The sequence below is a fragment of the Streptomyces sp. VNUA24 genome (assembly GCF_029167005.1).
Classification (GTDB): Bacteria; Actinomycetota; Actinomycetes; order Streptomycetales; family Streptomycetaceae; genus Streptomyces; species Streptomyces scabiei.
Genome location: NZ_CP119143.1, coordinates 5,860,272 through 5,884,608, shown reverse-complemented (window position 1 = coordinate 5,884,608; position 24,337 = coordinate 5,860,272). Strand labels below are relative to the sequence as shown.

Below are 24,337 nucleotides of genomic sequence, written 5' to 3'. Positions count from 1 at the left end.
GGTCGAACCGGCCGGACGGGGCGTGCCCCATGGCCACGGCCGTCAAGTGGTGAACGGCCGGGGTCGCCGTTTCGTGCCCGGGGGCCACGGTCCTGCCCGGAGGCTCGGTTTCGTGCCCGAGCCGCGTGCCGCTGTTCGCGCCCACGCTCCGCGCGTCCCGTCCTCGTCGGTTCTCCACAGCCGCGGCCCACCCCATTGACGCAGCCGCCGATCACTGTCACATTCATTGATGTCACATGGCGAACACGGACCGTAGTCAACCGTAGTCAACGAGGGACGGGTGGGGGCAGTGCATGACACGACCGCGGCACCGAACGGCGAACTCACCGCGCGGCTACGGGGTTTCCGGCAGGTCCAGACGCTGGCGTACGAGTGCGCCGAAGCGGTCGCGGCCCAGCTGAAGCCCGGCGTGACCGAGCGCGAGGCGGCACGGATGCAGCGTCGCTGGCTGGGCGAGCGGGGTGTGCGGGACTGGTTCCACCTGCCGTTCGCATGGTTCGGGGACCGCACGGCGTTCGTGAACTTCCGTGTACCGCCGCAGTTCTTCCCCACCGACCGCCGCCTCGAAGCCGGCATGCCGTTCATCCTCGACATGGCCCCCATATACAAGGGCCACACGGCGGACATCGGCTACTCGGGCTGCCTCGGACCGAGCCCGCTGCACGACAGGCTGATGACGGACCTTCGAGCACACCGCGAACTGATCCTGCGCGAGGTGCGCGAACGCCGGTCGCTGCGCGAGATCTACGAGGACGTGGACCGGCTCATGGTCCGTCAGGGATATGCCAACCGGCATCGGGCCTACCCCTTCGGAGTCATCGCGCACAAGGTCGACCGGGTCACGGAACGCCGTTGGTCACCGCATGTGTTCGGTTTCGGCACGCAGGCGTTGAAGGGGCTCGCGTCCGACGCGCTGCGCGGACACCGCGAGGGCTGGTCACCGCTGTGGTCGCCCCACCGGTTCTCCGATCACCCGCCCCGGCCGGGGTTGTGGGCGGTCGAGCCCCACATCGGCTTCCGGGGCACGGGCGCGAAGTTCGAGGAGATCCTCGTCGTCACCGACTCCCGGAACCCCGAGGAGAGCGCGTTCTGGCTCGACGACGACCTCCCGCACGTCCGGCGGTGGGCGGAGGGAACCTGCCGATGACCGTAGGGGGAGACATGGAAGACGCGGGAGCGCTCGAAGGCGCGCGGGTGCGCAGGGTGCGCGCGGACGGGGTCGAGCTGTGCGTGGCCGAGCTGGGCGATCCCGAGCAGCCGACCGTGCTGCTCGTGCACGGTTATCCCGACACCAAGGAGGTCTGGTCCGAGGTCGCCGCACGGCTGGCGGAGCGCTTCCACGTGGTGCTGTACGACGTGCGGGGGCACGGCGGGTCGACGGCCCCCGAGCCGTTGCGCGGCGGGTTCACCCTGGAGAAGCTGACGGACGACTTCCTGGCGGTGGCGGACGCGGTCAGCCCGGGCCGCCCCGTCCACCTGGTGGGGCACGACTGGGGCTCGGTACAGGGCTGGGAGTTCGTGACGGTCGAGCGGACCGAGGGGCGCATCGCGTCCTTCACCTCCATGTCGGGTCCCTCCCTCGACCACATGGGGCACTGGATCAAGCGGCGGGTGCAGCGCCCGACCCCGCGCCGGATCGGTCAGCTCCTCGGCCAGGGCGCCAGATCCTGGTACGTCTACGTACTGCACACGCCGGTGCTGCCCGAGCTCGCCTGGCGCGGCCCTCTCGGCAAGCACTGGCCCGGTCTGGTCCGACGGGCCGAGAGGCTCCCCCGGGGCGGCTACCCCAGTCCCTCGCTGCCCACGGACGCCGCGCACGGGGCGTGGCTGTACCGGGACAACATGCGGCCCCGGCTGTCCCGCCCCCGTGACGACGCGTACGCCCACGCGCCCGTGCAGCTCATCACGCCCCTGGGCGACCAGTTCCTCTCCGAGCAGCTCCACGACGACCTGGAATCGTGGGCTCCACAGCTCACCCGCCGCACCCTGCCCGCCAAGCACTGGATCCCACGGACACGCCCCGATCAACTCGCCTCATGGATAACCGAGTTCGTCTCGGCGACCGAGGGCGGCCGGCCCGCACCGGTGGCGACCGGGAAGTACACGGACCGCTTCGGTGGGCAGTTGGTGCTGGTGACGGGCGCGGCCGCCGGTATCGGTCGTGCCACGGCCTTCGCGTTCGCCGAGGCGGGGGCACGCGTGATCGCCGTCGATCTCGACGCCGAAGGAGCGGCCCGCACCGCCGAGTTGTCCCGGCTGATCGGCGCGCCCGAAGCCTGGGCCGAGGTGGTCGACGTCTCGGACGAACAGGCCATGGTGAAGCTCGCCGAGAAGGTCGCCGCCGAGTACGGCGTGGTCGACGTGCTGGTGAACAACGCGGGGATCGGGCTGTCGGGGTCCTTCCTCGACACCACCGCGGAGGACTGGCGGAAGGTCCTCGACGTGAACCTGTGGGGTGTGATCCACGGCTGCCGGCTGTTCGGCAGGCAGATGGTCGAGCGGGGCCAGGGCGGTCACATCGTCAACACCGCCTCGGCCGCCGCGTATCTGCCCTCCAGGTCGCTGCCCGCGTACAGCACCTCCAAGGCGGCCGTCCTGATGCTGAGCGAGTGCCTGCGCGCGGAGCTGGCCGGCCGGGGCATCGGGGTGTCGGCGATCTGCCCCGGCATCGTCAACACCAGCATCACCTCGACCGCGCGCTTCGCCGGCGTCGCACCCGAGGAGGAGCAGCGCCGACAGCGGAGGGCCGCGAAGCTGTACGGACTGCGCAACTACCCGCCGGAGAAGGTCGCGGAGGCCGTTCTGCGCGCGGTCGTGCACGATCAGGCGGTCGTGCCCGTCACCCCGGAGGCCCACGGGGGACGCCTCCTGTCCCGGTTCGCCCCGCGGGCGCTGCGCGCGCTCGCCCGGCTGGAGCCACCGTTGTGAGCCCCGGCACGGGAGAACGGAGCGGAACCGGGTGTCCAGAGGGCGGCCCGCGCCGCGCCTTCCCCGGCCGGGGGAGGAAGGCACGAGGCGCGGCCGTCACCCGCCGCCCGCGCGTCGCTGACGCACCCCGACAGGAAGAGACCCGCGGATGGTGAACGACGAACCGGCCGCGGCCGCCTATCGCATCGAGGACCTGGCACACCTCAGCGGTGCCACGGTCAGGACGATCCGCGCCTACCAGGACCGAGGGCTGCTCCCCCGCCCCGAACGCCAGGGCCGGGCCAACGTGTACGCGGACACGCATCTGACCAGACTGCGCCAGATCGCCGACCTCCTCGACCGCGGCTACACCCTGGCCTCCATCAAGGAACTTCTGGATGCCTGGGACACGGGCCGCGGCCTCGGCGGGGTCCTGGGTCTGGCCGCGGAGGTCGACGGACCGTGGACCGACGAGAAGGCGGTACGGATGTCACGCGCCGAGTTGGCCGAGCGGTTCGGCGGCGTACCGGACGAGGCCGCGCTGGCGGACGCCCTACGGCTGGGCGTGCTGGAGCGGGTCCCCGGCGAGGAGGATCTCTTTCTCGTACCGAGCCCCCAGGAGCTGTCCGTGGCCGCGGAGTTGCACGCCGCGGGGGTGCCGTTGTCCGTGATCGCCGGTCATCTGCGGGAGTTGAGGGAACAGGTCGAACACATCGCCACCCGTTTCCTGGAGTTCACCACCGAGCACGTCTTCGCCCGCTACATCGGGACGCACCGGCCACCGACCGAGGAGGACGCGGTCGAGGCGACGGCTCTCGTCCGACGACTGCGCCCGCTCGCCCAGCAGACGGTGGACGTCGAACTCGCGCGTGCGATGCGGAGGTTCGCCACCCGCCGGCTGCGCCGTCATCTGGACCCCGAAGCCGCCGCCGAACCCGTCGACGAGACGTGTTCCGTGCGCGTACCGGCCTCGACAATGCGGGCGGTGGAGAAGCTGGTTGGGCCGGCACGAGCTGCGGCCTTCATCACCGCGGCGGCCGAACGGGAGGTACAGTCACGCGCTTTGGATGCTCTGACATCAAATATGCCCGAAAGTAACAAACTTGACTAATTACCCTATATTCGACGGTGAGTTGTCCACAGAATCTGCAATTCCCCTGTGGATAACCGCACTTCGCTGTGGATCAAACATCGGTATCAAAATCACGTGCGTGACGCGGGTCTCGCCAGGCACGCTGACGGCATGGACGAACGACGTACCGTGAGAGTGTCCAAGTACCTCTCCAAACACCTGCGACACCAGCCGGAGCGGATCGGGCTCACTCTCGACGAAGGTGGCTGGATCGCGATCGACACGCTCATCGAGGCGGCCGCCGCCCATCACTTCCCCTTCACCAGGGCGGAACTCGACCACGTGGTCGCGGCCAACGACAAGCAGCGCTTCGCCGTCCAGGGCGACCGGATCCGCGCCAGCCAGGGTCACACCGTCGACGTGGACCTCGGCCTCCCGCCGGCGACCCCGCCGCCGTACCTCTACCACGGGACCGTGCCGGCCTTCCTGAGTGCGATCCGCGACGAGGGGCTGCGCCCCATGAACCGGCACGACGTGCACCTCTCACCCGATCGCGAGACAGCCACCCGCGTCGGCGCCCGTCGTGGCCGCCCCGTCGTGCTCTCGGTGGACGCGGGGGCCATGCACCGGGACGGTCACGTCTTCCGTGTCAGCGCCAACGGGGTATGGCTGACCGAGGCGGTTCCGCCCCGGTACCTGCGGTTTCCCGAGGCGCGCTGAGCGGAACCTTCCGACGGCCGGCCTTAGGCTCGTCCCATGAGTCTGCGCCTGAGCACCGTGATCCTCCCCCACCTCCGCTGGCACGAGGGAGGCCGCGACACCTGGCAGCGGGCCGAGCAGCTCGGGTTCCACACCGCGTTCACCTACGACCACCTGTCGTGGCGCACCTTCCGGGACGGACCCTGGTTCGGCGCCGTACCCACCCTGACCGCGGCAGCCGCCGTCACCGAACGTATCCGCCTCGGCACGCTCGTCACCTCGCCGAACTTCCGGCACCCGGTGACCCTCGCCAAGGACCTGATCTCCCTCGACGACATCTCGGGCGGCCGGATCACTCTCGGCGTCGGCGCGGGCGGCACCGGCTTCGACGCCACCGCGCTCGGCCAGGAGCCGTGGACACCACGTGAGCGGGCCGACCGACTGGCCGAGTTCGTTCCCCTGCTCGACCGCCTGCTCACCGAGGACTCCGTCTCCTACGAGGGCGACCACTACTCCGCCCACGAGGCCCGCAACATCCCGGGCTGTGTGCAGCGCCCCCGGCTGCCCTTCGCGGTGGCCGCCAACGGCCCGCGCGGCATGCGGCTGGCCGCCCGGTACGGGCAGGCGTGGGTGACCACGGGAGACCCGAAGCTGTTCGAGTCGGGCACCCCCGAGCAGTCGGTCCAGGCGATTCGCGGCCAGATCGAGAGGCTGGCCGACACGGCCGCCGCGCTCGGCCGGGACACCGCCCGGCTCGACAAGATCCTCCTCACGGGCTTCACCCCGGACCGCGGCAGGCCGCTGGAGTCACTGGACGCGTTCGTGGACTTCGCCGGGCGCCACGCGGAACTGGGCATCACGGACATCGTGGTGCACTGGCCGATCCCGGACTCGGACTTCGCCGCGGACGAGAAGGTCTTCGAGCGGATCGCCATGGAGGCACCGGCGCAGCTGTCCTGAGAGGGCACGCAGCGGACGCGGAGGAGGCGTGCCGTACCCGTCGCGGTCGCTCGTAGCGGCCGGCGGCGGGCTCCCGCGACGGCGGAGGCGACGGCCGTACCAGGCCGGCGATCACTCACCTGTGCGGCCGCCCGCACGACCGTGCGCGCATATGCGCGACAATGGGGCCCGTGACCTCAGCGACGCGACAGCCCGAGACCCCGGCCCCGACCGTCCCGCTCCGGCTGATAGCCACGGACCTCGACGGCACCCTGCTCCGTGACGACAAGTCGGTCTCCCCCCGCACCGTCGCCGCCCTCGCGGCCGCGGAGGCGGCAGGCGTCGAGGTCTTCTTCGTGACCGGCCGACCCGCCCGCTGGATGGACGTCGTCAGCGAACACGTGCACGGCCATGGCCTGGCGATCTGCGGAAACGGCGCCGCGGTGGTCGACCTGCACGGCGGCCCCGGCGCCCATCGCTTCGTCAAGGTCCGCGCGCTGGCGAGGGAGAACGCGCTCGACGCCGTACGGCTGCTGCGCGAGGCCGCGCCGGGCACGGTCTACGCGGTCGAGCAGACGTTCGGCTTCCATCAGGAGCCCGAGTACCCGAAGCTGCACATGGAGATCCCCGACATTCTCGCGCCCGCGGAGAAACTGCTGGCCCCGGGGGGTGCGGCCGACGACGAGCCGGTGCTGAAGATTCTCGCGTACCACCCGTCGATCGACCCCGACGACTTCCTCGCCACCGCCCGGATCGCCGTCGGCGACCGTGCCACCATCACCCGCTCCAGCCCGAGCGCACTGCTGGAGATCAGCGGACCCGGCGTCTCCAAGGCCAGCACCCTCGCCCTGTGCTGCGCCGAGCGCGGCATCTCCCACGAGGAGGTCGTCGCCTTCGGCGACATGCCGAACGACGTCGAGATGCTCACCTGGGCCGGCCGGTCGTACGCCATGGGCAACGCCCACCCGGACGTCCTGGCCGCGGCCTCGGGCCGGACCGTGGCGAACAACGAGGACGGGGTGGCGGTCGTCATCGAGCGACTGCTGGCGGAACGCCTCTAGTGACCTGAGTCAGAGATTCGTCGGCAGTAGGCGGCTACTTTGTCGAGGATTTCGTCGGCGGTCTTCGTCCAGATGAACGGTCTGGGGTGTTCGTTCCAGTCGGCGAGCCAAGCGCGGATGTCGCGTTCGAGGGCCTGGACGGAGCGGTGAACGCCTCGCTTGAGTTTCTTCTGCGTGAGCTCGGCGAACCACCGCTCCACCAGGTTCAGCCAGGACGAACTCGTCGGTGTGAAGTGCAGATGGAAGCGCGGGTGCGCAAGCAGCCACTTCTTGATGACAGGCGTCTTGTGGGTGACGTAGTTGTCGAGGATCAGATGGACATCGAGGTCGGCGGGGACTTCCTTGTCGAGCTTGGTCAGGAACTTCTTGAACTCCACGGCCCGGTGGCGCCGATGCAGGGAGCCGATCACCTTGCCGGTGGCGACTTCCAGTGCGGCGAACAGCGTGGTGGTGCCGGCGCGGACGTAGTCGTGGCTGCGGCGTTCGGGAACGCCGGGAACCATCGGCAGCACGGGCTGGGACCGGTCGAGGGCCTGGATCTGGGACTTCTCGTCCACGCAGAGGACCAGAGCCTTCTCCGGCGGGTCGAGATACAGGCCGACGACATCACGGACCTTGTCGATGAACAGCGGGTCCGTGGAAAGCTTGAAGGTCTGCGACCGGTGCGGCGCCAGGGCGAACGCGCGCCAGATCCGCGGGATCGCCGACTGCGACATGCCCGTGGCCGCCGCCATCGACCGGGTCGACCAGTGGGTGGCGTTCTTCGGCTTCTCTTCAAGTGTCTTGACGATGACCCGCTCGACGTCAGCGTCGGTGATCTTCCGCGGGACGCCGGGCCGCGGCTCGTCGGACAGGCCGTCCAGGCCCCGTTCGAGGAAACGTCGCCGCCAGGTGCGGACGGTGTCCGCAGTGACCCGCAGCCGGCGTGACACCTCCATGATCGAGTGCCCGTCGGCGCACTCCAGCACGATCCGCGACCGCTGGGCCAGCGCCTGAGCCGTCGTGCGGCGACGCACCCAGCCCTCCAGCACGGCTCGCTGGGCATCGGTCACCGACAACGGCGGAATCTTCGGACCCGGACGACTCATACCAAACCAACGACGAATCTCCGACTCAGGTCACTAGCCGACGACCGCCCTGTCCCGCACCCACGGCTGCCGGCGGCCACCGACCGGCAGATGTCGGGGCTACAACCCCACCCCGTGGTCCCGCAGCCACGGCGCCGGATCCACGCCCGACCCCGGCTCCGGGGTGACGCGTACCTCGAAGTGCAGATGGGGTCCGGTGGAGTTTCCGGTGGTGCCCGACTGCCCGATCCACTGCCCCGCCGTCACCCGATCGCCCTGGTCGACGGTGACGGCGGCAAGGTGCGCGTACTGCGTGTAGTAGCCGTCGGCGTGCTCGACGACGATCTGGATGCCGAAGGCGCCCCCGCACGAGACCTTGACCACGCGTCCCGCCCCGACGGCCCGCACGGGTGTGCCGATCGGTACCGCGAAGTCCTGTCCCGTGTGCCGACTGACCCAGCGCTCACCACCGCTGCCGTACCCCGCGGAGAGCTCGTACCGGTCCACGGGCGTGACCCACGCGCTCGCGGGCCCGCGGTCCGGCTGGTCGAGCCGGACGGCCCCCCGGCAGGCACCGGCCGCGACCGCCGCGTCGGCCTCTCCCTGCAGCGTCCACTGGGCCTCTTCGAGCTTCTGGTGGATCGCCTGTTTGATCTCGGCGAGTCCGGTCCGCCGCTGCTCCAGCGCCCGCCACGCCGCGGCCGCCTTCGCCTCGTCCCGGGCGAGCCGCGCCTCCGCGCGACGATTCCGGCTCACGGCGTTGTTGACCGCCAGGTCGGCCTGCCAGACGGCCCGTCGGCCGCGCATCAACTCCTCGGGGTTCTCGGCGAACAGCATCTGCGCGGTGTACGGCACGCCGCCTCCCTCCCGATACTGGGCGCGCGCGATCCGGCCGAGATCGGCGTTCAGCACCGCGATGTGCTTCCGCTCCCGCGCGAGCAGCTTCTCCAGCCGCCGCACCTTCGTCCTCTGGCCCGCGGCGGCCCGTCGCCCCGCCTCGTACCGCTGTGTCGCCACCGCCGCCTCGTCGAACAGCCGCGCCACTCGGGCACTGGTCCCTGCCTCGCCCGATGAGCCCGCGGCCTCACCGCCGTCACCGTCGGCCGCCGTCGGCCCGGCCCCGAGGACCGCCGCCACGCACAGCAGCACCACGGCGAACAGCGGGTTCCGGCGAGAGAAGCGCATGTCAGCGATAGTGACCCGCGCCGGCGCCACCGTCCTGTTCGAGTCGTACGCCTGGGGGACAGGGTGCCTCGGACGGGTCAAAGGGCTCGGCCGAACAGGGTCCCGGCTGGGGCCCGTTCGGCGCGGAGGCTTGCGGAGGGCCCAGGCGCCCCGGTCAGGCCGAACAGGTCCTCCGCCCTGTCCTCGCGGGCGGAGTCCAGGACTTCGGCGACGCGCTCAGACCCGCGCCAACAGCTCTCCCGCGGCCTCCCGCTCCGCCATCGCCCGCAAGGGCACCTCCACCGCCACCAGTTCCGCGTAGGACCCGCGTTGCACGACGCGTCCTTCCGCCAGCACGACGACCTCGTCCACGGCATCCAGCCCGGCCAGCCGATGGGTGATCAGCACGGTCGTACGGCCCTCGGTCGCGGCCAGCAGGTCCGCGGTGAGCGCGTCGGCGGTCGGCAGGTCCAGGTGTTCCGCGGGCTCGTCGAGGACGAGGACGGGGAAGTCGGCCAACAGCGCGCGGGCGAGGGCGAGTCGCTGACGCTGACCGCCGGACAGCCGCGCCCCGTGTTCACCGGTCAGGGTGTCCAGCCCGTCCGGCAGTCCGTCGACCCAGTCGAGCAGGCGCGCCCGCGCGAGCGCGTCCCGCAGCTCCGCCTCACTCGCGTCCTTCCGAGCGAGCAGCAGGTTCTCCCGCACCGAACTGTCGAAGACGTGCGCGTCCTGGGCACACAGCCCCACGAACCGTCGTACGACGTCCCCTTCGAGCGCGTGCGCGTCCACACCACCCACCGTGTACGACCCTGCCCGCGCGTCCAGGAAGCGCAACAGCACCTGTGCGAGCGTGGTCTTGCCGGCTCCCGAGACACCGACCACGGCGACCCTGTGCCCCTGTTCCAGGGTGAGGTCCAGGTCGGCGAGCGCGTCCCGGTCCTGCCCGGCGTACCGTGCGCCGAGCCCTGCCAGCCGCAGCGGGAAAGGCGACACCGGCGCCCCGGCCGGCTCCACCGGCTCGCGTACGGGTTCGGGGGCGTCCAGCACCTCGTACACCCGCTCCGCGCTCCTGCGCACCCGCTGGCGGAACTGCACCGCCGACGGCATCCCGAGCACCGCCTCGAAGGAGGCCAGCGGGGTGAGCACGACGACGGCCATGGCCACACCGCTCAACCGCCCGTCGGCGACCGCCTGTGCCCCGAGGAACGCGGTGACGGCGACGGTGAGACCGGAGACGAGCGCGGTGAGCCCGTCACCGAGCGCGGTGGCGGTGGCGGCGCGGGACGCGATCCGGGTGAGCACCTGGTCGGCCTTCCGTGCCCCGGCCGTGCGCGCGGGCAGGGCACCGGCGACCGTCAACTCGGCGGTACCGGTGAGCAGATCGGCCACACGGGTGGCGAGGACCCCCCGCGCCGGTGCCAGCCGGTGCTCCGCCCGCCGGGCCACGGCCCCCGTGACGAGGGGCACTCCGGCCCCGGCTGCGAGGAGCCCGACGGCGAGTGCGGCTCCGGCCTCGGGCAGCAGCCAGGCCGTGAACCCGACCGACGCCGCGGAGACCACCGCCGCGGCCCCCGCCGGAAGCAGCCAGCGCACCCAGTAGTCCTGCAGGGCGTCCACATCGGCGACCAGTCGCGAGAGCAGGTCGCCCCGCCGGGTCGTCCGCAGCCCGGCGGGCGCCAGCCGCTCCAGGCGGCGGTAGACGGCCACCCTGGTGTCGGCCAGCATCCGCAGCACGGTGTCGTGCGACACCAGCCGCTCCGCGTACCGGAACACCGCCCGCCCGATCCCGAACGCCCGCGTCGCCGTCACCGCGACCATCAGATACAGCACGGGAGGCTGCTGAGAGGCCCGTGAGATCAACCACCCCGACGTCGCCATCAGACCCACGGCACTGCCCAGCGCGAGGCTGCCGAGCACCAGGGCCAGGGCGAGCCGGCCACGGCGCGGCCCGGCCATGGCGCGGACACGGCCGAGTACGGAGAGCGAGGAGCCCCCGGACGTCACTCCGGAGCGAGCCACCGCGCTCCCGGCACCTGCCTCCGCCCCCGGCCCAGCCCCGGCGGCCCCGGCTGCTGCCTTCGGTCCCGCCCCTGTCCCCGTCACGTCCAGGGAGTCACGTGCGGCGGTCGCTGTCCCGCCCGCCCCCGCACCGACGGCCGGCACGACCGCGCCACCGGCGAGGCCGGACTCCGACGCCCCCTCGGCCGCCCGCCCCTCCAGCCGCACCACGCGGTCCGCCACGTCCAGCAGCGCCGGCCGGTGGACCACCAACAGCACGGTCCGTCCCGCCGACAGCCGCCGTACCGCCTCCACGACCTCGGCCTCGGTCGCTCCGTCCAGCGAGGCCGTCGGTTCGTCGAGCAGCAGCACGGGCCGGTCGGCGAGGAACGCACGGGCGAGGGCGAGCCGTTGCCGCTGCCCGGCGGAGAGACCGGCACCGTCCTCACCGAGGACCGTCCCGGCCCCGGCAGGCAGCGCGTCCACGAACCCGAGCGCACCCGCGTCGCCGAGCGCCCGCCGCACGGCGGCGTCGTCCGCGTCAGGACGGGCCAGCCGTACGTTCTCGGCGATCGACCCGGCGAACAGATGCGGCCGCTGCGGCACCCAGGCGATACGTGAACGCCATGCGTCCAGGTCGAGCGAGGAGAGGTCGCTCCCCCCGACCCGCACCCCGCCCGACGCGGCCTGCGTGAACCCCAGCAGCACGTTCAGCAGCGTCGACTTCCCCGCGCCACTCGGCCCGACGAGGGCCACCGTCTCACCTGAGCCCACGGTGAAGGACACGTCCGAGACGGCGTCGTACGGCCGCCCGGGGTAGCGGACGGTCACCCGGTCGAAGTGGAGGTCACCGGCGGACGGCACCGCCCCGGTCCCGGACGACGGCACCGGCGTCTCCAGGACCTCGAAGATCTCCTCGGCAGCCGCCAGCCCCTCGGCCGCCGCATGGAACTGGGCACCCACCTGCCGGACGGGCAGATACGCCTCGGGGGCCAGCACGAGAACCACCAGCCCGATGTACAGGTCCATCTCGCCGTGCACGAGCCGCATGCCGATGGTGACCGCGACCAGTGCGACCGAGATCGTCGCAAGCAGTTCCAGGGCGAAGGACGAGAGAAAGGCGATCCGCAGCGTCCGCATGGTCGCCTGGCGGTACTCGCCGGTGATCCGTTTGATCGACTCGGCCTGGGCCTTGGCCCGACCGAACACCTTCAGGGTCGGCAGCCCGGCGACGACGTCCAGGAAGTGTCCCGACAGCTGTGACAGCAGCCGCCACTGGCGGTCCATCTGCGCACGGGTGGCCCAGCCGATGAGCACCATGAAGACCGGGATCAGAGGCAGGGTGCCGACGATGATCGCCGCCGACACCCAGTCCTCGGTGACGATCCGCGCGAGGACCGCGACGGGCACGACGACCGCGAGGCCCAACTGCGGCAGATAGCGCGAGAAGTAGTCGTCGAGCGCGTCGACCCCACGGGTGGCGAGGGCGACGAGCGAGCCGGTGCGCTGCCCACTCAGCCAGCCGGGCCCGAGCGCGGCGGAGCGCTCCAGCAGCCGCCCCCTCAGTTCCGACTTCACCGCCGCACTCGCGCGGTGAGCCGCCAGCTCGGTGAGCCAGGAGACCAGGGCCCGCCCCAGCGCGACCGCGGCCAGGAGCAGCAAGGGAGTGCGGAGTGCGCTGACCGGCATCTCGTGCTGGAAGGCGCCGACCACCACTTCCGCGAGGAGCATGGCCTGCGCGATGACCAGCGCAGCCCCGACGACCCCCAGGCCGACGACCACCATCAGGAACCCGCGGGTGGCGCGCGCGTACCGCAACAGTCGTGGGTCGATCGGTTTCACGTGAAACACCCTCTTCTCCGCAGGCATGTTTCACGTGAAACATGCCTCTTCAGCCCGAAGGGGGTGTGTTTCACGTGAAACATCACCGCACACACCCCCGACTGTGACGCAGGCACCCCGGCTCGGCGCACCGGCTCAGTGCGCCGACTCGGCGATGTGCTGCGTACCGATCCGCTTGCGGAACACCCAGTACGTCCACCCCTGGTAGAGCATCACGACCGGTGTGGCGATGGCCGCACACCACGTCATGATCTTCAGGGTGTACGGGCTGGACGATGCGTTGGTGACCGTGAGGCTCCAGTCCGCGTTCAGCGAGGACGGCATGACGTTCGGGAAGAGCGTCAGGAAGAGCATCGCGACGGCAGCGACGATCGTGATCCCCGACAGGGCGAAGGCCCAGCCCTCTCGTCCGGCTCGCACCGCCGCCAGCGCGGTCAGAAGTGCCGCGATCGCCACGGCCGCCGCGACCAGAGAGGCACCGTCGCCCTTCTCGATCTGGGTCCAGAGCAGGAAGACCAGGGCGAGCCCCGCCGTCACGGCTCCGACGCGCAGCGCCAGTGTCCGCGCCCGCTGCCGGATGTCCCCCACGGTCTTGAGGCCGACGAACACCGTCCCGTGGAAGGTGAACAGCGTCAGTGTGACGAGACCGCCCAGCAGGGCGTACGGGTTCAGCAGATCGGTGAGACCGCCCACGTACTCGAAGTCCCGGTCGATCTTCACTCCCCGCACGATGTTGGCGAAGGCCACACCCCACAGGAACGCCGGGAGCAGCGAGGTCCAGAAGATCGCCGTCTCCCAGTTGCGCTGCCAGTTCTCCTCGGGCCGCTTCACCCGGTACTCGAAGGCGACACCACGCACGATCAGGCAGACCAGGATGAGCAGAAGCGGGAGGTAGAAGCCGGAGAAGAGCGTGGCGTACCACTCGGGAAAGGCCGCGAAGGTCGCGCCGCCCGCCGACAGCAGCCATACCTCGTTGCCGTCCCAGACGGGTCCGATGGTGTTGATGAGGACCCGCTTCTCCGGACGGTCGCGGGCCAGCAGTTTGGTGAGGACACCGACCCCGAAGTCGAAGCCCTCCAGGAAGAAGTAGCCGATCCACAGGACGGCGATGAGGACGAACCAGACGTCGTGAAGTTCCATGACTGTGCTCCCTTGGCCCGGTGCGGCCTAGTACGAGAAGGCCATCGGCTTGTCGGCGTCACGGGAGTCGCCGCCGATCTTCGTGGGCGGGTTGAGGTCGGCTTCCGTCAGCTCCGGCGGCCCCGCCTTGACGTACTTCGCGAGCAGCTTCACCTCGACGACGGCGAGAACGGCGTACAGGGTGGTGAAGACGAGCATCGAGGTGATGATCTCGCCCTGGGAGACACCGGGGGAGACCGCGTCCTCGGTGCGCAGCACGCCGTAAACCACCCACGGCTGGCGCCCCATCTCGGTGAAGATCCAGCCCCAGGAGCTGGCGATCAGCGGGAAGCCCAGGGTCAGGACGGCGATGCGCCAGTACCACTTGGTGAGGGTCGGGCCGAGGGCCTTGCCCGGCAGCAGCACCAGATGGGGGGCCTCGTCGTCGCCGACCCGCAGGTGCTGAGGCAGCAGGAACTTGCGCCGGGTGAGCCAGAGGCCGACCGCGCCGATCGCGACGGACGCCATGCCGAAGCCGATCATCCAGCGGAAGCCCCAGTAGGCGACGGGGATGTTGGGCCGGTAGTCGCCGGGCCCGAACTTCTCCTGCTCGGACTTGTTGACGTCGTTGATGCCGGGGACGTACGAGTCGAAGTCGTCGTTGGCGAGGAAGGACAGCAGACCGGGGATCTCGATGGCGACCTTGTTGTGCCCCTCGTCGACGTCCCCGTAGGCGAAGATCGAGAAGGGCGCGGGCGCCTCGCCGTCCCACAGGGCCTCGGCGGCGGCCATCTTCATGGGCTGCTGCTTGAACATGACCTTTCCGAGCAGGTCGCCGCTGATCGCGGTGAGCATGCCGGCGATCACCACGGTGACCAGGCCGAGTCGCAGTGAGGTCTTCATCACCGGGATGTGCTTCTTGCGGGCCAGATGGAAGGCGGCGATGCCGACCATGAAGGCACCACCGGCGAGGAAGGCCGCCGAGAGGGTGTGGAAGACCTGGGTGAGCGTGGTGTTCTGGGTCAGGACGAGCCAGAAGTCGGTCAGCTCGGCCCGGCCCTTGGCCTCGTTGATCCGGTAGCCGACGGGGTGCTGCATCCAGGAGTTGGCCGCGAGGATGAAGTACGCCGACAGGATCGTGCCGATGGAGACCATCCAGATGCAGGCCAGGTGGATCTTCTGCGGCAGCTTGTCCCAGCCGAAGATCCACAGCCCGATGAAGGTGGACTCGAAGAAGAAGGCGATCAGAGCCTCGAAGGCGAGCGGGGCCCCGAAGACATCGCCGACGAAGCGGGAGTAGTCCGACCAGTTCATGCCGAACTGGAACTCCTGCACGATGCCGGTGACGACACCCATCGCGATGTTGATCAGGAAGAGCTTGCCCCAGAACTTGGTGGCCTTGAGGTACTTCTCGTTCCCCGAGCGCACCCAGGCGGTCTGCAGGCCGGCGGTGAGCGCGGCCAGCGAGATCGTGAGGGGGACGAAGAGGAAGTGGTAGACGGTCGTGATACCGAACTGCCAGCGCGCCAGGGTCTCCGGCGCCAGAGCGAGGTCCACGTCTTCTCCTTCCATGCCGTGGCACTGCCTCAGCCCGTCCCGCCTGTCACGTACATCTCAGGACAACCGGGACGCGCTTGTGAATGCATTCACATTCACAAGCAAGTATGACGCATGCCCGTTCGAGACGGGAGCGGGGGGTGCCCATAAGCAGGGGGCCCGGAGAAGAATCTCCGAACCCCCTGGTCAGCAGCCTCTGGCGCCTCAGAGTTCCTTGCGGAACTCCTCCGTCACCTTCAGGAAGATGTCGTTCGCCTCGGTCTCGCCGATCGTCACGCGCACCCCCTCCCCCGGGAAGGGCCGCACGACGACACCGGCCCGCTCACACGCGCCGGCGAACGCGACCGTGCGCTCCCCCAGCCGCAGCCACACGAAGTTGGCCTCGCTCTCCGGCACCGTCCACCCCTGGCCGCGCAGCGCCTCGACGACCCGCTTCCGCTCGCAGACCAGCGAGCCGACCCGGCCGATCAGCTCGTCCTCCGCGCGCAGCGAGGCGACCGCGGCGTCCTGGGCGAGCTGACTCACACCGAACGGCACGGCCGTCTTGCGCAGGGCGGCCGCCACCGGCTCATGAGCGATCGCGAACCCCACGCGGAGACCCGCGAGGCCGTACGCCTTGGAGAAGGTGCGCAGCACACAGACGTTCGGCCGCTCGCGGTAGAACTCGACACCGTCCGGCACCTCGACGTCCCTGACGAACTCCCGGTACGCCTCGTCCAGCACCACCAGCACATCGCCGGGCACCCGGTCGAGAAAACGCTCCAGCTCGGTACGGCGGACCGCCGTACCCGTCGGATTGTTCGGGTTGCAGACGAAAATCAGCCGGGTCCGGTCGGTGATCGCGTCCGCCATCGCGTCCAGGTCGTGCACATCGCCCGGCGTCAGCGGCACCTGCACGGACGTGGCCCCGCTGATCTGCGTGATGATCGGGTACGCCTCGAACGACCGCCAGGCGTAGATCACCTCGTCGCCCGGCCCCGAGGTCGCCTGCAGCAGCTGCTGGGCGACACCGACCGAGCCGGTGCCCGTCGCCAGGTCCGTGACCGGCACACCGAAGCGGTCCGCGAGCTCGTTCACGAGCCCCGTGCACGCCATGTCCGGGTACCGGTTGAAGGACGCGGCCGACCCCGTCACGGTCTCCAGCACGCCCGGCAGCGGCGGATAGGGGTTCTCGTTGGAGGACAGCTTGTACGCCACCGGGCCGCCCGCCGCGGCCGGCTTGCCGGGCTTGTAGGTGGGGATACCCTCCAGCTCGGCTCGCAGCTTGGGGCTCGTCTCGCTCACCGCAGTCCTCCTCGTCGACGTAATGCTTCTCACCTTATGAGGATTCGGCGCCGCTGCGAATGGCCTGTGGACAACCACGTGTGCCCGGTCTCCGCATCCTTCTCCACGTCCCAGTCGCCCCATCCGCCCCACGGGCATCACCGTACGAAGGTGTACGAAACAGGGGGCGCATCGCGTCCGAGCGCACGCGCCGGTGGCTCACGCCGTAGCGCGCGTCACCCGTGCAGGTGAGTTGAGACCTCTTCGAGACATGAGCTACTTGGCAGGCCCATGCGCGTCGACAAGTCACGTACTGGCATTGGATCGTTCAACTCCCTTGCAATGCAAGGAATTTATCCCCAAACGACCATGCAGAAACGTGCCTGTCAACGACTGCATATGCGTCCGCACTACCCCACCGCATGAGCCCTACTATCGGCTCGCCATGACAGCAGCAGGGAAGCACCAGGTGAGCCGCGCGGAAACTCCCCGCCGAGGCAGCCGGTCGGGCCGGGCGGGCATCCGGGACGTGGCCGCCGCCGCCGGAGTCTCCATCACGACCGTTTCCGACGCCCTCAACGGCAAGGGCCGGCTCCCGGACGCCACCCGACGCCATGTACGCGAGGTCGCCGACCGACTTGGCTACCGCCCCTCGGCGGCCGCCCGAACCCTCAGAACCGGCAAGTCCGGCCTCATCGGCCTGACCGTGACCACGTACGGGGATGAACCTTTCACCTTCACCGAGTTCGCGTACTTCGCGGAGATGGCGCGGGCCGCCACGTCGGCCGCGCTGGCCCGGGGCTACGCCCTGGTCATCCTCCCCGCCACCTCGCGGCACGACGTGTGGTCGAACGTCGCCCTGGACGGCACGGTGGTCATCGACCCCTCCGACCACGACCCGGTCGTCAGCGATCTGGTCCGCCAGGGCTTACCCGTGGTCTCCGACGGCCGTCCGGGCGGCACCCTGCCGGTCACCGCGTGGGTCGACAACGACCACGAGGCCGCCGTCCTCGGCATCCTCGACCACCTGGCCGACGCGGGCGCCCGCCGGATCGGACTCCTCACGGGCACGACGACCGACACGTACACGCATCTGTCCACGACCGCGTACCTGCGCTGGTGCGAGCGCGTGGGCCAGGATCCCGTGTACGAGGCCTATCCGGCGCACGATCCGTGCGCGGGGGCCGTGGCCGCCGACCGGCTGCTGGCCCGCCCCGACCGCCCGGACGCGGTCTACGGCCTCTTCGACCCGAACGGCACCGATCTGCTGGCCGCCGCCCGGCGGTACGGTCTGCGGGTCCCCGACGACCTGCTGCTCGTCTGCTGCAGCGAGTCCGCCGTGTACGCGACCACGGAACCCCCGATCACCACGCTCTCGCTCAAGCCGCGCAGGATCGGCACCGCCGTGGTCCAGCTCCTCATCGACGCCATCGAAGGGGTCGAATCGGACCAACCGGTGGAACAGGTGATACCGACGGAACTGATCGTGCGGACCTCGTCCGAGCGGCGCCCTCCGCGTACGACGGTCAGTCCGCCACGGTCACCCGAAGAGGGTTGACGCCCGAACTGAGGATCCGAACGGGATTTGGGCGGGGAGAGCCCCGCCCAATTCGGGAGAAAACCGCGGTGAACCGGGGCCCTGCGCCATTTCACCACCCCTGGGTCATCACATGGCGCGATCCGCATTCCTATGATGGGCGCACACACCGGCGGGCCGCTGCGACCAGGCAGTCCGATGCGGTGCAGATGCGGGCGATGGTGGTGGAGGGGTCGATGACGCAGGGGGCCGGTCAGGGACCCGAGGTGCGGACGCCGACGGTGCGCGATTTCCGTGTGCCCGCGTACGTCCACGAGGCCGGTCCGTACGGACAGACCACAGAGCCGGGCGAGGTCTCCGGGCCCGCCGAGGAAACCGAGGGTTACCCCGACGGGTACACCCCGACGCAGCGCGACCTGCCGGTGATCAACCGGGGGGACACGCTGCAGGTCGTGATCGACCCGGAGGCCGCGCCGGCCGAGGCGTCCTCCGCCCGGCCGAGCCCCCTCTTCGTCGTCGGGGACGTCCACGGCTACCTGGACGAGCTGCTCGCCGCGCTCCACGAGAAGGGGCTCGTCGACGAGGCGGGCAACTGGTCGGCGGGCACCGCCCGGCTCTGGTTCCTCGGTGACTTCACCGACCGGGGCCCGGACGGCATCGGCGTCATCGATCTCGTGATGCGCCTATCGGCCGAGGCGGCCGCGGCCGGCGGCTACTGCAAGGCCCTGATGGGCAACCACGAACTGCTGCTGCTCGGCGCCAAGCGGTTCGGCGACACCCCCGTCAACTCCGGCGCGGGCACCGCCACCTTCCAGGCCGCCTGGCTGCTCAACGGCGGCCAGAAGACCGACATGGACCGCCTCCAGGACCACCACCTCCAGTGGATGGCCCGCCTGGACGCCATGGAGGAGGTCGACGGCCACCTCCTGGTGCACTCCGACACCACCGCCTACCGGGACTACGGCGACTCCATCGAGGCCGTCAACGACACCGTCCGCGAGACGATCACGCGCAACGACGCGGACGAGGTCTGGGACCTCTTCCGCAAGTTCACCCGGCGCTTCTCCTTCCGCGACGAGGGCGGCGCCGATGCGGTGCGCTCGCTGCTGGAGACCTACGGCGGTACCCGCATCGTGCACGGCCACAGCCCCATCCCGTACCTGCTGGGCGAGGTCGGCTCGGAGGACGGCGAGGACGGCACGGGTCCCTCGGTCGACGGCCCGTACACCTATGCGGAGGGTCTGGCCGTCGCCATGGACGGCGGCGTGACCATGGCAGGAAAGCTGCTGGTCCAGGAACTCCCGCTGCGCGGCTGAGCCGGCGGCGGGCGGGCGTGGGACGTCGGAAAGACTTCGTCGGCCAGGGGCCGAATTCTTCAAACCCCCTGTCACCGCCCGCCGTCACCGCTCTACCATCGGCTTATCCGTAGCAGGCTCCCCTCCGTTTCTGCCCGACGGCTCGTCAGCATGCCGAGCCACAAGCCCTACGGAGCATCGGGGGATGCACATGAACAGCGTTCCGCAGCACCTGCTCAGTGAGGACCGCCAGGAGTTCGAGCGGATCCTCGGCGAGGTGCTGCGCTCCGCACCACACCGCCCGGAATTCGCCGCCGGCCTCCAGCGGCTCAACACCGAACAGCTGCGCACTATGGCGCTCAACGCCACGGCGATCATCACGGCCGCCGCGGCGACCGAGTACCAGTACTACGTGAAGGTCCGCGACGAGTTCCGCAGCCCGTCCGCGGCCACCGCGCCCGACCAGGAGCGGGCGGCGGCCGGCACCGGCGAACCGGACGGCTCCGCCGTGAACCTCGCGGCCACCGTCGGCGAGGTCACCGAGGCGGCCGGCGCGGGCGCCGGTGCCATCGCCGCGGTACTCGCGCCCGTCCTGGCCGGGACCGCCGCCGTGCTCTTCCTGCTCGTGGGGTACGTCATGAAGGCGCTCGACCCGGAGCGCGCGATAGCCGAGACCCTGCTCACCACCGGGTGGGTCTTCGGCGCGGTCACCGCGGCCGCCATCCTGGTGGCCGCTGTCGGCCTCCTGCTCACCGCCCTGCGCAACAACGCGACCGCCCTCCTGGACGACGGAGCCCGCAACGAACTGAACGAGGAAGTGACCCGGGCCAGGGAAGCCTGGCGCGACACGCTTCTGGAACGGGGCATCCTGCCGTTCCTCCGCGACGCCCTCGCCAACCCGAGCCCGGCTCTGCTGGACGAACCGGACCGGCCGGCTCCGCCCAGCCGTATGCCGCACCTCGGCTACAACCGCCCGAGCTTCAGCAGCAGCCCGGACAGCGGCAGCTCACGCTCCCGGCCCAGCTTCAGCAGCCCGGACTTCACCAGCCCGGACTTCGGCGGGCCGGAACACCAGCCCGAGTAGGACCCGGCGTTCCGGCCGCCGTTCCGGACGGCTGAGGGTCGCTCGGGAGGTCGCCGCCTGACCCGGACCGGTGGCCCCTGTCGCCGCCCGACCCGAGCTGTCGGGGGCGGACCGTGCGGAACCCGCACTCCAGGCGGCGGGTACTTCTGCCGGGCAGCCCCGGCCTGATCGCGCCCCGCGATCATCGGATCAGATGATGCCCGCCCGGCCGGCCGCGGTCACCCAGGCCGGGAACTCGGACAGCAGACGGTCGTACAGTTCCTGGTCGGGGACGGTACCGATGTCGTCCACCGCGAAGAAGCCGACGTTGTCCACACGACGGCCGGGCAGCGTGTCGAAGCGTTCCAGTACGCCGTAGTTGGCCCGCCCCAGTCCCACGAACTGCCAGAAGATCGGCTCCTCGACGGCGTCCCGCAGCTCTCGCTCGATCAGGGCGTCGCGGTAGACACCTCCGTCGGAGAAGAACAGGACCAACGTGGGGGCATCGGCCGGATTCTCCCGGACGTACGTACGAACCTGGGCGATCGCCTTCTGCTCCTCGTTCTGGATGCCGACCGTCCGCATGTCGACCTGGCCTTCCACCAGCCCTCTGGCCGGCTTCTTGCCACGGCGGAAGAGACTGATCTGCCCTACCCGTACATGCAGCTGCAGCCAGGCCGGGAGATCCCCGATGCGCAGGTCGGGCAGCCGCGCCGCGTTCGAGGCGAAGGTCCAGGCCTGCATCTGACCGTCGTCGTCCAACTGCGCGGCAACCGCTGCCATGCGCTCCACGACATCGGCGACGATGCCCTTGGAGTAGAGGAAGGACATGGACCCCGAGGCGTCCAGGACCAGGATGACGCGGGCGGTGACTCCCTCCGCACCGTGCTTTCTGAGGCTGACGGCCACCTGCTCCTTGCGCAGCGACAGGCGCTTGCGCATGTCGACGGGCAAGCGCTCCTCGTCCTTGTCGAGACGCGGGGAGCCTGCCGGACCCGGTGCCGGGGTCGGTGCCGGTGCCGGTGCTGCAGAAGGGGGCGCGGCGGCCGGAACAGCCGCTGCCGTGGCCGGAACAGGTGGCGCGGAAGTCTGGGACACCACGGACGGGTCCGAGGGCGCGTCGTCGACGGTGATACCGAAGTCGGAGGCCAGCCCCGCGAGCCCGGAGGCGTACCCCTGTCCGACCGCGCGGAACTTCCACTGACCCGCCCGCAGATACAGCTCGCCGCCGATGAACGCGGTCTCCGTCCCCGCCTCCATGGCGAACCGCGCGATCTCGGTCCCGGTCCCCGCGTCCCACAGCCGCAAGGTCAGTCCGGGCACCTGTCCGAACGTTCCACCGTCGGCCGAGGCACACAGCAGGACCCGCTCGACCGCCGGTTCGAGCGCACGCAGGTCCACCTCGACCGTGTCGGTCAGGACACCGCCGGCGCTCCGCTTCCCCCGGTGAGCCACGGCGTTCGACGCGTGCCGAGGCTGGTTGTAGAAGACGAAGTCACCGTCGTCGCGAACGCGTCCGACACCGGTGAGCAGCAGGGCCGAGGCATCGACATCGGGTACACCGGGGTCTTCGGACCACGTCAGCTCGACCCGTACCGAGGAAGAATCGACGGGAAGGTTGGCACCTTTGCTCAGTGCTCTCGCTGTCATGGAGGCAGTCTGCCCGCCGAAGGCACGGGAGGGCAGACCTGCCGCGGTCCGCGAGGGTGCGATGCCCCGAGCACCGGGGCATCGCACGCCGGGTCTCACTCCGCCAGCGGCAGATACACCCGGTTCCCGCCCTGCGCGAACTCCTTGGACTTCTGGAGCATCCCCTCGGCGATCTCCTCCTGGGACGCTCCCTCGGCCGCCGCACCGCCGAACCGCTCCGTGATGCTGCGACTGATCTTCATCGAGCAGAACTTCGGCCCGCACATGGAGCAGAAGTGGGCCGTCTTGGCCGGCTCCGCCGGGAGCGTCTCGTCGTGGAACGCACGAGCCGTGTCGGGATCGAGCGCCAGATTGAACTGGTCCTCCCAGCGGAACTCGAAGCGGGCGTCCGACAACGCGTCGTCCCACTCCTGTGCGCCGGGATGCCCCTTGGCCAGGTCCGCCGCATGGGCCGCGATCTTGTAGGTGATGACGCCGGTCTTCACATCGTCACGATCGGGCAGCCCCAGGTGCTCCTTGGGTGTGACGTAGCAGAGCATCGCCGTGCCCCACCAGGCGATCATCGCGGCACCGATGCCCGAGGTGATGTGGTCGTACGCCGGGGCGACGTCCGTGGTCAGCGGGCCGAGCGTATAGAACGGAGCCTCATCGCAGATCTCCTGCTGCAGATCGATGTTCTCCTTGATCTTGTGCATCGGGACATGTCCCGGGCCCTCGATCATCGTCTGTACGTGGAAACTCTTGGCGATCGTGTTGAGTTCCCCGAGCGTGCGCAACTCCGCGAACTGCGCCTCGTCGTTGGCGTCCGCGATCGACCCCGGCCGCAGGCCGTCGCCGAGCGAGTACGTCACGTCGTAGGCGGCGAGGATCTCGCACAGCTCCGCGAAGTTCTCGTACAGGAACGACTCCTTGTGGTGGGCCAGGCACCAGGCCGCCATGATCGAGCCACCGCGCGAGACGATGCCGGTCTTGCGGTTCGCGGTGAGCGGTACATACGCCAGGCGGACGCCCCCGTGGACCGTCATGTAGTCGACGCCCTGCTCGGCCTGCTCGATGACCGTGTCCTTGTAGATCTCCCAGGTCAGCTCCTCGGCCTTGCCGTCGACCTTCTCCAGCGCCTGGTAGAGCGGCACGGTGCCGATGGGGACGGGGGAGTTGCGCAGCACCCACTCGCGGGTGGTGTGGATGTTCCGGCCCGTGGAGAGGTCCATGACCGTGTCGGCGCCCCAGCGGGTCGCCCAGGTCATCTTCTCGACCTCCTCCTCGATGGAGGACGTGACCGCGGAGTTGCCGATGTTGGCGTTGACCTTCACCAGGAACCGCTTGCCGATGATCATCGGCTCGATCTCCGGGTGGTTCACGTTCGCGGGCAGTACGGCCCTGCCCGCCGCGATCTCCTCACGGACGACCTCGGGCGAGACGTTCTCCCGTACGGCCACGTACTCCATCTCGGGCGTGATCTCCCCGCGCCGTGCGTACGCGAGCTGGGTCACCGCCCCGCCGTCGCGGCTCCGGCGTGGCTGACGCGGACGCCCCGGGAACACCGCGTCGAGGTTGCGCAGTCCGCCGCGCGGCGAGGTGTGCTTGATCCCGTCGTCCTCGGGACGCACGGGCCGGCCCGCGTACTCCTCGGTGTCTCCCCGGGCGATGATCCAGTTCTCGCGCACGGGGAGCAGTCCCCGCCGCACATCGGTCTCCACCGCCGGATCGGTGTACGGGCCGGAGGTGTCGTACAGGGTGACAGACCGTCCGTTGGTCAGGTGCACCTGGCGGACCGGCACCCGCAGATCGGGGCGGGAGCCCTCGATGTACGCCTTGTGCCAGCCGATGGACTTCCCGTCCTCCCGGGGCTGTTGGCCCACGGTTGCTTCGCCCTCGGACGAGGCGGATGCCCCGCCCGTCTGGCTGGAGGCAGGCGTGCGTGTGTCCTCGATGGTCATGAGACCTACTCCCTACGCCGGCATTACCCGGTAACAGGTTCAGCGGTCGACGCAGCGATTTCCGCCCGGCGATGTTCCACGTGAAACATCGCGTCTGCGGAGGTCAGCGCCCTCTCAGCCCGGTGCTCCGAGCTCCCGCGTGTGCAAAGGTGCCTCCACGCTAG

General features: G+C 70.2%; 17 protein-coding genes and 1 riboswitch. Of the genes, 9 read left to right on the top strand and 8 right to left on the bottom strand.

Annotated elements, in window-relative coordinates:
• Positions 1 to 289: 289 nt before the first annotated feature.
• The 6 genes from PYR72_RS25065 (at position 290) to PYR72_RS25040 (ending at position 6,678) form a co-directional block, all read left to right on the top strand.
• A complete protein-coding gene (locus tag PYR72_RS25065) occupies positions 290 to 1,147 on the top strand; it encodes a M24 family metallopeptidase (protein WP_275457409.1) in 858 nt (285 codons plus the stop codon).
• Positions 1,144 to 2,928 (top strand): SDR family oxidoreductase, encoded by a 1,785-nt coding sequence (locus PYR72_RS25060; RefSeq protein WP_275457408.1) that lies wholly within the window; start codon positions 1,144 to 1,146, stop codon positions 2,926 to 2,928. Before PYR72_RS25065 ends, PYR72_RS25060 begins: the two co-directional genes overlap by 4 nt.
• Positions 2,929 to 3,076: 148 nt before the next feature.
• Positions 3,077 to 4,018, top strand: a complete 942-nt coding sequence (locus tag PYR72_RS25055) for a MerR family transcriptional regulator (protein ID WP_275457407.1) — start codon at positions 3,077 to 3,079, stop codon at positions 4,016 to 4,018.
• Between the two features lie 132 nt (positions 4,019 to 4,150).
• Entirely contained in the window at positions 4,151 to 4,699 is a 549-nt protein-coding gene (locus tag PYR72_RS25050) for an RNA 2'-phosphotransferase (protein WP_275457406.1), read from the top strand.
• A 36-nt stretch (positions 4,700 to 4,735) separates the two neighbouring features.
• Positions 4,736 to 5,638, top strand: a complete 903-nt coding sequence (locus PYR72_RS25045) for an LLM class flavin-dependent oxidoreductase (protein ID WP_275457405.1) — start codon at positions 4,736 to 4,738, stop codon at positions 5,636 to 5,638.
• A 170-nt stretch (positions 5,639 to 5,808) separates the two neighbouring features.
• Positions 5,809 to 6,678, top strand: coding sequence for a Cof-type HAD-IIB family hydrolase (locus PYR72_RS25040; protein WP_275457404.1), 870 nt, complete (start codon positions 5,809 to 5,811; stop codon positions 6,676 to 6,678).
• Here PYR72_RS25040 and PYR72_RS25035 read toward each other — a convergent pair.
• The 6 genes from PYR72_RS25035 to hisC form a co-directional block, all read right to left on the bottom strand.
• Entirely contained in the window at positions 6,675 to 7,766 is a 1,092-nt protein-coding gene (locus tag PYR72_RS25035; RefSeq protein WP_275457403.1) for an IS630 family transposase, read from the bottom strand. The genes PYR72_RS25040 and PYR72_RS25035 overlap by 4 nt on opposite strands.
• 99 nt (positions 7,767 to 7,865) lie before the next feature.
• Positions 7,866 to 8,930 carry a peptidoglycan DD-metalloendopeptidase family protein gene (locus PYR72_RS25030; protein ID WP_275457402.1) on the bottom strand — a complete coding sequence of 355 codons (1,065 nt, stop codon included), beginning with the start codon at positions 8,928 to 8,930 and terminating at the stop codon, positions 7,866 to 7,868.
• A gap of 216 nt (positions 8,931 to 9,146) precedes the next feature.
• Positions 9,147 to 12,758 (bottom strand): thiol reductant ABC exporter subunit CydD, encoded by a 3,612-nt coding sequence (cydD, locus tag PYR72_RS25025; protein ID WP_275457401.1) that lies wholly within the window; start codon positions 12,756 to 12,758, stop codon positions 9,147 to 9,149.
• Positions 12,759 to 12,884: 126 nt separating this feature from the next.
• Complete coding sequence (gene cydB, locus PYR72_RS25020) at positions 12,885 to 13,889, bottom strand: cytochrome d ubiquinol oxidase subunit II (RefSeq protein WP_275457400.1); 1,005 nt, start codon at positions 13,887 to 13,889, stop codon at positions 12,885 to 12,887.
• Positions 13,890 to 13,916: 27 nt separating this feature from the next.
• On the bottom strand, positions 13,917 to 15,425 hold the full coding sequence (locus tag PYR72_RS25015; protein ID WP_275457399.1) for a cytochrome ubiquinol oxidase subunit I: 1,509 nt from the start codon (positions 15,423 to 15,425) through the stop codon (positions 13,917 to 13,919).
• Positions 15,426 to 15,629: 204 nt separating this feature from the next.
• Positions 15,630 to 16,709 (bottom strand): histidinol-phosphate transaminase, encoded by a 1,080-nt coding sequence (gene hisC / locus PYR72_RS25010; protein WP_275457398.1) that lies wholly within the window; start codon positions 16,707 to 16,709, stop codon positions 15,630 to 15,632.
• Between the two features lie 424 nt (positions 16,710 to 17,133).
• Between hisC and PYR72_RS25005 the strand changes: the two genes are divergently transcribed.
• From PYR72_RS25005 to PYR72_RS24995, 3 genes are all read left to right on the top strand, one after another.
• A complete protein-coding gene (locus PYR72_RS25005; RefSeq protein ID WP_275457397.1) occupies positions 17,134 to 18,246 on the top strand; it encodes a LacI family DNA-binding transcriptional regulator in 1,113 nt (370 codons plus the stop codon).
• A gap of 215 nt (positions 18,247 to 18,461) precedes the next feature.
• On the top strand, positions 18,462 to 19,541 hold the full coding sequence (locus PYR72_RS25000; protein WP_275457396.1) for a metallophosphoesterase: 1,080 nt from the start codon (positions 18,462 to 18,464) through the stop codon (positions 19,539 to 19,541).
• A gap of 184 nt (positions 19,542 to 19,725) precedes the next feature.
• On the top strand, positions 19,726 to 20,604 hold the full coding sequence (locus PYR72_RS24995; protein WP_275457395.1) for a hypothetical protein: 879 nt from the start codon (positions 19,726 to 19,728) through the stop codon (positions 20,602 to 20,604).
• Positions 20,605 to 20,793: 189 nt separating this feature from the next.
• Here the strand turns inward: PYR72_RS24995 and PYR72_RS24990 are convergent, their stop codons facing one another.
• Both PYR72_RS24990 and thiC read right to left on the bottom strand, forming a co-directional pair.
• Complete coding sequence (locus PYR72_RS24990; RefSeq protein ID WP_275457394.1) at positions 20,794 to 22,233, bottom strand: VWA domain-containing protein; 1,440 nt, start codon at positions 22,231 to 22,233, stop codon at positions 20,794 to 20,796.
• A 95-nt stretch (positions 22,234 to 22,328) separates the two neighbouring features.
• Complete coding sequence (gene thiC, locus PYR72_RS24985) at positions 22,329 to 24,173, bottom strand: phosphomethylpyrimidine synthase ThiC (RefSeq protein ID WP_275457393.1); 1,845 nt, start codon at positions 24,171 to 24,173, stop codon at positions 22,329 to 22,331.
• A riboswitch (TPP riboswitch) is annotated at positions 24,166 to 24,322 on the bottom strand. Its footprint overlaps the gene before it by 8 nt.
• Between the last annotated feature and the right edge of the window lie 15 nt (positions 24,323 to 24,337).

Excerpts from the sequence above, each read along its gene's own strand:
- PYR72_RS24990 (WP_275457394.1), bottom strand. The coding sequence starts at position 22,233 with ATGACAGCGAGAGCACTGAGCAAAGGTGCCAACCTTCCCGTCGATTCT.
- PYR72_RS25060 (WP_275457408.1), top strand. The coding sequence starts at position 1,144 with ATGACCGTAGGGGGAGACATGGAAGACGCGGGAGCGCTCGAAGGCGCG.
- thiC (WP_275457393.1), bottom strand. The coding sequence starts at position 24,173 with ATGACCATCGAGGACACACGCACGCCTGCCTCCAGCCAGACGGGCGGG.
- PYR72_RS25055 (WP_275457407.1), top strand. The coding sequence starts at position 3,077 with ATGGTGAACGACGAACCGGCCGCGGCCGCCTATCGCATCGAGGACCTG.
- PYR72_RS25005 (WP_275457397.1), top strand. The coding sequence starts at position 17,134 with ATGACAGCAGCAGGGAAGCACCAGGTGAGCCGCGCGGAAACTCCCCGC.
- PYR72_RS24995 (WP_275457395.1), top strand. The coding sequence starts at position 19,726 with ATGCACATGAACAGCGTTCCGCAGCACCTGCTCAGTGAGGACCGCCAG.
- PYR72_RS25045 (WP_275457405.1), top strand. The coding sequence starts at position 4,736 with ATGAGTCTGCGCCTGAGCACCGTGATCCTCCCCCACCTCCGCTGGCAC.
- PYR72_RS25000 (WP_275457396.1), top strand. The coding sequence starts at position 18,462 with ATGACGCAGGGGGCCGGTCAGGGACCCGAGGTGCGGACGCCGACGGTG.
- cydB (WP_275457400.1), bottom strand. The coding sequence starts at position 13,889 with ATGGAACTTCACGACGTCTGGTTCGTCCTCATCGCCGTCCTGTGGATC.
- PYR72_RS25030 (WP_275457402.1), bottom strand. The coding sequence starts at position 8,930 with ATGCGCTTCTCTCGCCGGAACCCGCTGTTCGCCGTGGTGCTGCTGTGC.
- PYR72_RS25035 (WP_275457403.1), bottom strand. The coding sequence starts at position 7,766 with ATGAGTCGTCCGGGTCCGAAGATTCCGCCGTTGTCGGTGACCGATGCC.
- PYR72_RS25050 (WP_275457406.1), top strand. The coding sequence starts at position 4,151 with ATGGACGAACGACGTACCGTGAGAGTGTCCAAGTACCTCTCCAAACAC.